This is a genomic window from Alteromonas sp. 14N.309.X.WAT.G.H12 (genome assembly GCF_036697315.1).
Lineage (GTDB): Bacteria > Pseudomonadota > Gammaproteobacteria > Enterobacterales > Alteromonadaceae > Alteromonas.
Genome location: NZ_JBAHZB010000131.1, coordinates 1 through 7,978, shown reverse-complemented (window position 1 = coordinate 7,978; position 7,978 = coordinate 1). Strand labels below are relative to the sequence as shown.

The 7,978-nt window shown below is 46.2% G+C and carries 7 protein-coding genes; 3 read left to right on the top strand and 4 right to left on the bottom strand.

The features are described 5' to 3' along the window. The 3 genes from V5298_RS18580 to V5298_RS18570 form a co-directional block, all read left to right on the top strand. A partial coding sequence (locus V5298_RS18580; protein ID WP_332932924.1) for a MoxR family ATPase occupies positions 1-514 on the top strand: 514 nt, incomplete at its 5' end. Positions 515-516: 2 nt separating this feature from the next. Next, positions 517-1,482, top strand: coding sequence for a DUF58 domain-containing protein (locus tag V5298_RS18575; RefSeq protein WP_332932923.1), 966 nt, complete (start codon positions 517-519; stop codon positions 1,480-1,482). Further along, positions 1,479-3,500: a DUF3488 and transglutaminase-like domain-containing protein gene (locus V5298_RS18570; protein WP_332932922.1), complete on the top strand. Its 2,022-nt coding sequence runs from the start codon at positions 1,479-1,481 to the stop codon at positions 3,498-3,500. The genes V5298_RS18575 and V5298_RS18570 overlap by 4 nt, the downstream gene beginning before the upstream one ends. Before the next feature lie 99 nt (positions 3,501-3,599). On the opposite strand, the gene fusA is transcribed toward V5298_RS18570, so the two are convergent. From fusA to V5298_RS18550, 4 genes are all read right to left on the bottom strand, one after another. Continuing rightward, positions 3,600-5,687, bottom strand: coding sequence for an elongation factor G (fusA, locus tag V5298_RS18565; RefSeq protein ID WP_332932921.1), 2,088 nt, complete (start codon positions 5,685-5,687; stop codon positions 3,600-3,602). 166 nt (positions 5,688-5,853) lie between these two features. Beyond that, positions 5,854-6,930, bottom strand: coding sequence for a 23S rRNA (cytidine(2498)-2'-O)-methyltransferase RlmM (gene rlmM / locus V5298_RS18560; protein WP_332932920.1), 1,077 nt, complete (start codon positions 6,928-6,930; stop codon positions 5,854-5,856). Next, positions 6,923-7,300: a DUF423 domain-containing protein gene (locus tag V5298_RS18555; RefSeq protein ID WP_332932919.1), complete on the bottom strand. Its 378-nt coding sequence runs from the start codon at positions 7,298-7,300 to the stop codon at positions 6,923-6,925. Before V5298_RS18555 ends, rlmM begins: the two co-directional genes overlap by 8 nt. After that, positions 7,301-7,933, bottom strand: coding sequence for an alpha/beta family hydrolase (locus V5298_RS18550; protein ID WP_332932918.1), 633 nt, complete (start codon positions 7,931-7,933; stop codon positions 7,301-7,303). Positions 7,934-7,978: the final 45 nt, after the last annotated feature.

Sequence of the window (7,978 nt, the reverse complement as noted above, 5' to 3'; positions counted from 1 at the left end):
GCCCACGCCCTTTTTTGTTATCGCAACCCAAAACCCCAGTTATCAAAGTGGTACCTATCCACTTCCAGAATCCCAACTGGATCGCTTTTTAATGCGTATTTCTTTGGGTTACCCGTCCTACGAAGCAGAAAAGCAAATGCTCACCCAATCACCGGTAAAGCCGCTGAAACTGGCTGACTTTATATCGCCCTCAGATTTAATTGAGTTCCAGCGCCAAGCTTTAGCCGTCACCTGTAGCGATAGCATAATCCATTATATTTTAAAGCTGGTAAATGCGAGTCGGGAGCAATCGACCTATCCTCAACCCCTATCCCCCAGAGCCAGCAAGGCCTTACTCCGAGCCGCCAAAGCCTGGGCATTTTTGCATGATAGAAACTACGTGTTACCCGAAGATGTGCAAGCGGTGTTTACTGCTGTTGCCGAACATCGCTTAAAAGGCGTGCAACAGGAGTGGGGAGAAGAGAACGTACTCAGTCAACGTTTGCTAGATAGTGTTGATCCACTGGCAGCCTGAGCATGGTGTTTAGTACCGCTTTGCGCACCCTTGCCGAACGCTGGTTACAAAAGCGCATTTTGCCCCAGCAGACCCATACCTTAAACCGTAAGAATATTTTTATTTTCCCCGGCCTTTTTGGGCTGTTTTACATTGTAATGACACTGTGTCTTTTTATTCTGGCCATTAATTATCAAAACAATTTACTGTTGTTTATGAGTCAGTTTTTAACCAGCTTATTGTTGATCACGCTTTTTGCCACTTATAAAAATTTTTCTGGTCTGGCTTTTCACGCCATTGCCGTAAAACCGGTGTTTGCTGGCGAAGAGGTGCTTTTGCGGATAAATATCGTCCATAAGGATCAAAACCAACACTACGGTCTACTGGAAGTGCGTTGGCAAAATACACGTCAAAAACACTTAGTGGATCTGGAATCGGACAGCCTGACGGTGCGATTGCCCATGAACACCTCACAACGGGGAAAATTTAAACTCCCTCGGGTCACCTTTAATCTTGCCTATCCGCTGGGGCTGATCCGCTGTTGGACACACATCGATTTCGATCAAACCTATGTGGTTTACCCTGCAAGACAGCCTTGCCCCATTTTATTATCAACATCACCAGATGAAGGCGGTAAAGAAAAATCTGTGACATTGGGTAATGATGATTTTTATGCCCTACAACCTTGGCAAAAAACCGATCCGCTACACCGTGTGGCATGGAAACGAGTAGCGAAAGGCGGCGACTGGACAAGCAAAGTCTTTAGCACGCCTCAAGCCCAAAGCGGATATTTAAATATTGCCGATCATGGTGTAGATACAGAATTAGCGTTAAAACGTTTAAGTTGGCAAGTGGACACCTTAGCGAGCAAGGGGGCGACCTATGGCCTGCGCCTCAATCAAATTACCCTAGCGCCGGCCAATACCCAGGCCCATCGTGAAGCCTGTTTAACGGCCCTTGCACTGTATAAGCGGGAAACAACACTATGATGTTGGAACATATTCCCGTTAAGGGATACCGACCTAGCCTGCTGATAACGCTATTTTATGGAGTTATTGCTACCTCCATGTGGTCAAACATGCATTTTTGGGTGCTGTTATTGTGCGGCTGTGTGCTACTTGTGCGTCTGTCGTTATATTTTGGCCAGAATAAACACGCACCGAACAAACGTACCGTAAATTTGCTAGCGGTATTGTCAGCCATCGCCTTGCTCACCACCAGCGGCGATCTCCCATTGCTCCCCATCATGATTAATTTGTTGGTGCTGGCGTGTTCATTGAAACTGATGCTAATCGCTTTACGCAGGGATTTTTATCAATTAATTATCTGTGGCACCTTTTTAGTGGCCTGTGGGTTTATTTTATATCAATCCTTATTCCGCTCCTTATTTTATGCGGCGGCCCTCGTTTTTCTACTTTACATCTTATTGTCGGCTCACAGCCCCTTCTCCCCATCTAAAGCCCGGCAAAAACGATTAGCCGTACTCCTACTTCAAACACTGCCAGTTGCCGCCTTGCTGTTTATTTTCATGCCCCGGCTTCCTCCATTATGGAAAATGCCGGAAAGCAAACAAACAGAAACCGGTCTGTCAGAAACCATGACACCCGGTGATATTGCCAAACTCACTAAGTCCGATGATCTGGCTTTTACCGCCACCTTTGATGACACCCTTCCCGCCCCAAAAGCCCGTTATTGGCGGGCGTTTTCCCTTGAGCAATTTAACGGTAAGAGCTGGACGGTGAGTGACACCCGACGCCATGCGAGGCGTCAACTTCAGCAAATGAATCGCCTGTTTACACCCCACACCCAAGGCCCAGCCATATCTTATGAAATTATTTTAGAACCCACACAAAAACACTGGCTAGTGGGGCTGGATACCGCCATATCCGCCGACAGCAGTTACGCCCAGTCTATTTGGCAGGGATGGGATTACCAATTAACTAACCGCAAACCCATTTTTAGTCGTTATGCCTATGCCCTTACCTCATACCCGCAGACAATACGAAATCAGGGACTTGGGTCCTTAGATCAGCAGGTAAATTTACAGCTCCCTAAAGACGGTAATCCGGAAACGGTACAATGGGTACAAGAGCTTCGCCAAAAATATCAAAACAACCGGGACTTTGCCCGAGCCCTGATGATGTATTTTGGTAACTCGGGGTTTGAATATACCCTTACTCCGCCAGCCATGACTTCAGATCCGGTGGACAATTTTTTATTCACCTATAAATCCGGCTTTTGTGCCCATTACGCTAGCGCCATGGCCTACGCATTTCGTTTGGCGGGTATTCCTGCACGGATCGTCACGGGCTATCAAGGTGGTACGCCACTTAATGACGATACCTTATCTATCTATCAATACGATGCCCATGCTTGGGTAGAAGCTTGGCTGGATGAAAACGGATGGCAACAATTTGATCCCACCACCATGGTGGCGCCTACTCGCATTAATGGCGGTTTTGAACACGCGGCCCGTTACTCCGGTGAACTCATTGGCGAAAACCCATTTAGCGGGTTATCCCACCAAGGGATATTTGCGTATTTGACGGCATTCGGTGCCAAAATGGATTATATGTGGAGTCGATGGTTTCTTGGGTTTAACGAAGAACGTCAGACAGATATTTTTAAACACATACTCGGCAAGCTATCGCCCCTTCGCATTGCCCTACTTGGCGGCGGTATCATTTTGCTTATTGTTGGCTTGCTCACCCTTTATTTTATGCCAAGGTGGCGACCTATACCTTTAGCCGAGCATCAGAAAGTTTACCTTGCCGCTGTTAAGCTCATTGAAGGTTTTACCGGCATACCCCGTGAAGAAAAAAGTGCAAGACGCTATTATCAGGCTATCGAGGCGACACTTCCTGAACCTATTGGTCGTCGCTTTTTCGCCATTACCCAATATTTTGAACATAGAGAATATGGCGCACCTCCGCCGCAGGCAATCGCCAAGGACAATCTGGCGCAACTGAAAACAGCCATTAAGAAACACCAACCGTTAAGGGCATGATCGCCTTTGATTAAGCAGACCCTAATTGCTGTTTTGCCATATTTTTATCAGGTATAAAAAAACCCGCCAAATGGCGGGTTTTTAGTCGAATAAGACGAATTATTTCGCGGCTTTACGGGCCTTCGCTTCTTCGATAACTTTTTCAGCTACGTTTTGAGGACACGCTGAGTAGTGGCTGAACTCCATAGAGAACTGACCACGACCAGAGGTCATTGTACGTAGTTGACCGATGTAACCGAACATTTCGGAAAGAGGTACATCTGCCTTAATACGTACACCGGTAGTGCCCGCTTCCTGATCTTTGATCATACCACGACGACGGTTAAGGTCACCGATAACATCACCAACGTGATCTTCTGGTGTAAATACGTCAACCTTCATCACTGGCTCAAGGATCTGAGGACCGGCTTTAGGCATAGACTGACGATATGCACCTTTCGCTGCAATTTCAAAGGCTACGGCTGAGGAGTCAACGGCGTGGAAACCACCATCGTATAACTCAACTTCAACATCAAGCACTGGGTAACCCGCAAGCGGTCCCTGTTGCATCATGCTAGCAAAACCTTTTTCGATAGCTGGGAAGAATTCTTTAGGAACGTTACCACCAACAACCGTTGATGTGAACGTGAAGCCTGAATTCACTTCACCTGGCTTGATACGGTAATCGATCTTACCGAACTGACCAGAACCACCAGACTGCTTCTTATGGGTATAGCTGTCTTCAACGGCTTGAGTGATCGTTTCACGGTAAGCAACCTGAGGTTGACCGACTTCAAGTTCTACCCCGTAAGTACGCTTCAAGATATCAACTTTGATATCCAAGTGAAGTTCACCCATACCTTTAAGGATGGTCTCACCAGAATCTTCGTCAGTTTCAACTTGGAAAGACGGATCTTCTGCAACCAATTTACCGATTGCGATACCCATCTTCTCGTTAGCGCCTTTATCTTTAGGCTTAACAGCGATAGAGATTACTGGCTCAGGGAAAATCATAGGCTCAAGCGTACACTCGTGCTTAGGATCACACAATGTGTGGCCCGTTTGAACGTTCTTCATACCCACAACAGCAAGAATATCACCAGCTTGTGCACTGGTAAGTTCTGTACGTTCATCAGCGTGCATTTCAACCATACGGCCAATACGCTCAGTTTTACCTGTTGCACTGTTAAGGATGGTGTCACCTTTGTTCAGTTTACCAGAGTAAATACGAATAAAGGTTAGGGCACCAAAGCGGTCATCCATAATTTTGAATGCCAGTGCACGGAAAGGTTCGTCGGTAGAAACCACAGCAACTTCACCCGTCGCTTCACCTGTGTCTGGATCCGTTAATGGCTGAGGATCAACTTCAGTTGGGCTTGGCAAATAATCAACAACAGCATCCAGCACTAACTGCATACCTTTGTTTTTAAAGGCCGAACCACAGAACGTTGGGAAGAACGTCATGTCTTTAGTACCTTTACGGATACAACGCTTGATGTCTTCGATAGAAGGCTCTTCACCGTCCATATAAGCCATCATCAGGTCGTCATCCATTTCAACAGCAGATTCGATCAACTGTTCACGGTACTCAGCAACCTTGTCTACCATATCGGCAGGCACGTCCTGAATTTCATAGTTTTCTGGTAAACCGGTGTCATCCCATACATAAGCTTTTTGCTCAAGTACGTCTACCACACCGACGAAGTCATCTTCGATACCGATTGGTAAGGTCATAACCAGAGGATTTGCACCAAGTACTTTTTTCACTTGGCCCACAACACGGTAAAAATCAGCACCCATACGGTCAAGTTTGTTCACAAAGATCAAACGGGCAACTTCTGATTCGTTAGCATAACGCCAGTTAGTTTCTGACTGAGGTTCAACACCGCCAGAACCACAAAATACACCAATACCACCGTCAAGTACTTTCAATGAACGGTATACTTCAACTGTGAAGTCAACGTGTCCTGGGGTATCGATGATATTCATACGATGATCTTTCCAGAAACAGGTTGTTGCTGCTGACTGAATGGTAATACCACGCTCAGCTTCCTGTTCCATGAAGTCAGTCGTTGACTCACCGTCGTGTACTTCACCTGTTTTGTGGATCTTACCGGTGAGTTTCAAAATACGTTCTGTAGTGGTGGTTTTGCCCGCGTCTACGTGAGCAAAAATACCAATGTTTCTGTAATGAGATAAGTCTGACATTAGTTCACTTTCGTTGGTTCAGAGTAAAAAAACGGCGGGATTATAAAGGATTTTAATACCAGATTTACAGCCCTTTGTGAAAAAAGTCTAAAACTTATTCAGCTGTTCCGCGCCAAGCCTTCTATTTTTTCTTTTAAATCATAAAGTTACAATTACTAAAAAGGAATTAATCTTTTATTACAGTAACGGTAACTTCATCGCGATCATGATAAAGATGCCGCACATTAATCATATAATCATGCTGCGCCTTTCCTAATCGCGTTTTTATTTCACCCAGAGCAGCCACCACTGTTTCATAGCGTTTCTTCATTGGCAGTTTCAGGTTAAATATGGCGTGATCAGCCCAGCCTTTATGTAACCAGTCGCTCATCAGTGCCGCCACCCTGTCGGGGCGCTCTATCATATCACAGACTAGCAAATCTACACGGCCAAATTTTGGTCTATAAGTAAATCCATCTTCAGCATAGTGATTTACCAGTCCCGTAGCCATTAAATGCTCATCAATTAAACCATTATCGATGGCCTCAACAGACAACTCTCTTTTTACTAGTTGATACGTCCAGCCGCCAGGACAGGCGCCTAAATCCACTGCCGTGCCCCCCTCCCTGAAAATACGTTGCCGCTGACTTTCAGTAAGCATGGTAAGAATAGCTTCTTCCAGCTTTAACGTTGAACGACTAGGTGCGCCACTGGGAAACTTTAAGCGACAAACACCGCTAGCAAAAGCACTTCTTTGTTTACCATAAGAATGCCCAACGTAGCATTTATCATAATCGGTGAAGAAAAGGTGGATCCCTCGACCATGGGGTTTCTCTTTGTAAGTCAGACGACCCGAGTTACGCAACCCCTGTCTTAAAGGCACGGTAAACTTACGACAGAATTTGGCCAATTCCTTACCCGCTTCCGTATCCGCATGTTCAACATATAATAACGTATTGGTATGCTCGTCACTGTCTGACGCCTCAATGGCGTGAAGGATAGGGCCCAATCTGTCTTTTTTTTCTAAGTCATCAAGATAATGGGTGATCACAATAATTTGGCGGGCAAAGATCGTTTGCGACACCGCCAATTGTTGACCAACGGTTTCCGCATCTCCCTCTTCGTTGCAATGAAAAACAACAAATCCCTGGGCACGATTAAACACCGGATAACCGTAAACCTGCAACTCAGCACAACATTGGGTTAATTCCGCCGCCACATCCCCTTCATATCCAGGGCGACAATACGCCAGCAAACTATTCATTGGTTGTGCCCTTTACCAGGCCGACAATAAGACAGCCCCATCCCACCATAAAACACAGGCCGCCAATGGGTGTTAACGGGCCAACAACAAACCAGTTGGCTAAGGTTAATAAATAAATGCTGCCACTAAATAAAAGGATACCGGCCACAAAAAAATACCCGGCTATCTTGGCCCATTTTAACGGCACTAACTTAGGGGTGAGCGCCAATATCAGTAACGCCAGTCCATGATACATTTGATAGCTCACCGCAGTATGAAAGGCACTTAATTGAGAAGCGGATAAGATCTCTTTTAATGCATGGGCGCCCAATGCGCCAAAAATAACCGCCAACAATGCAGCCACGGCGCCAAGAATGGCAAAGGATTTCATTTAGGTCTCCAATGTACGGATGAATTCACTGCCTACCATTGCGGCGGTTTGCAAATGGCTGTCCAACGTAAAGCCGCTGGCTTTACGAGGCTTAAGGCTGTGATCCCCATCTGGTAAAAAATTTAGCTGAACATGGGGCGGTAAATCGTATCCCATGACCTCGTCTTTCTGGCCAAAGGTGTCTCTTTCCCCCTGCACAATACAAACGGGTTTGTGCAACACCCGTAAATGGTCTGTTCTTAGTTTTTCAGGCTTCCCAGGAGGATGAAACGGATAGCCGAACACTAAGGCAGCATCTGCTTGGCATTGATTTAGCACCATGGTAGCCACCCGGCCGCCCATGGATTTACCGCCAATAATCAAAGGCCCTGAATAACGGCTTCTAACATCGCTAACGAGCGCAAGGTAATGGGCCAGCAATTTATCGATTTTATCCGGCGGTCGACGTTTTCCTGTGTCCGATATGGTTTGCATATAAGGAAAATTAAAACGCAGTACGCTGATCCCTTTAGCACATATCCGAGATGCCATATCGGCCATGAATTCCGACGCCATGCCAGCCCCCGCACCATGGGCGAAAATGAACAGCCCTTGAGGGCGGATGGCTTCATCAAGTTGGGTGCTAAATGTCATTTTGTTCTTCTTCCACCTGACCTAAAATCCACTCTCGAAAGGCAG

Bases quoted from the DNA above. Each gene is read 5' to 3' on its own strand.
- V5298_RS18575 (WP_332932923.1), top strand. From the start codon at position 517: ATGGTGTTTAGTACCGCTTTGCGCACCCTTGCCGAACGCTGGTTACAA.
- V5298_RS18570 (WP_332932922.1), top strand. From the start codon at position 1,479: ATGATGTTGGAACATATTCCCGTTAAGGGATACCGACCTAGCCTGCTG.
- V5298_RS18550 (WP_332932918.1), bottom strand. From the start codon at position 7,933: ATGACATTTAGCACCCAACTTGATGAAGCCATCCGCCCTCAAGGGCTG.
- fusA (WP_332932921.1), bottom strand. From the start codon at position 5,687: ATGTCAGACTTATCTCATTACAGAAACATTGGTATTTTTGCTCACGTA.
- rlmM (WP_332932920.1), bottom strand. From the start codon at position 6,930: ATGAATAGTTTGCTGGCGTATTGTCGCCCTGGATATGAAGGGGATGTG.
- V5298_RS18555 (WP_332932919.1), bottom strand. From the start codon at position 7,300: ATGAAATCCTTTGCCATTCTTGGCGCCGTGGCTGCATTGTTGGCGGTT.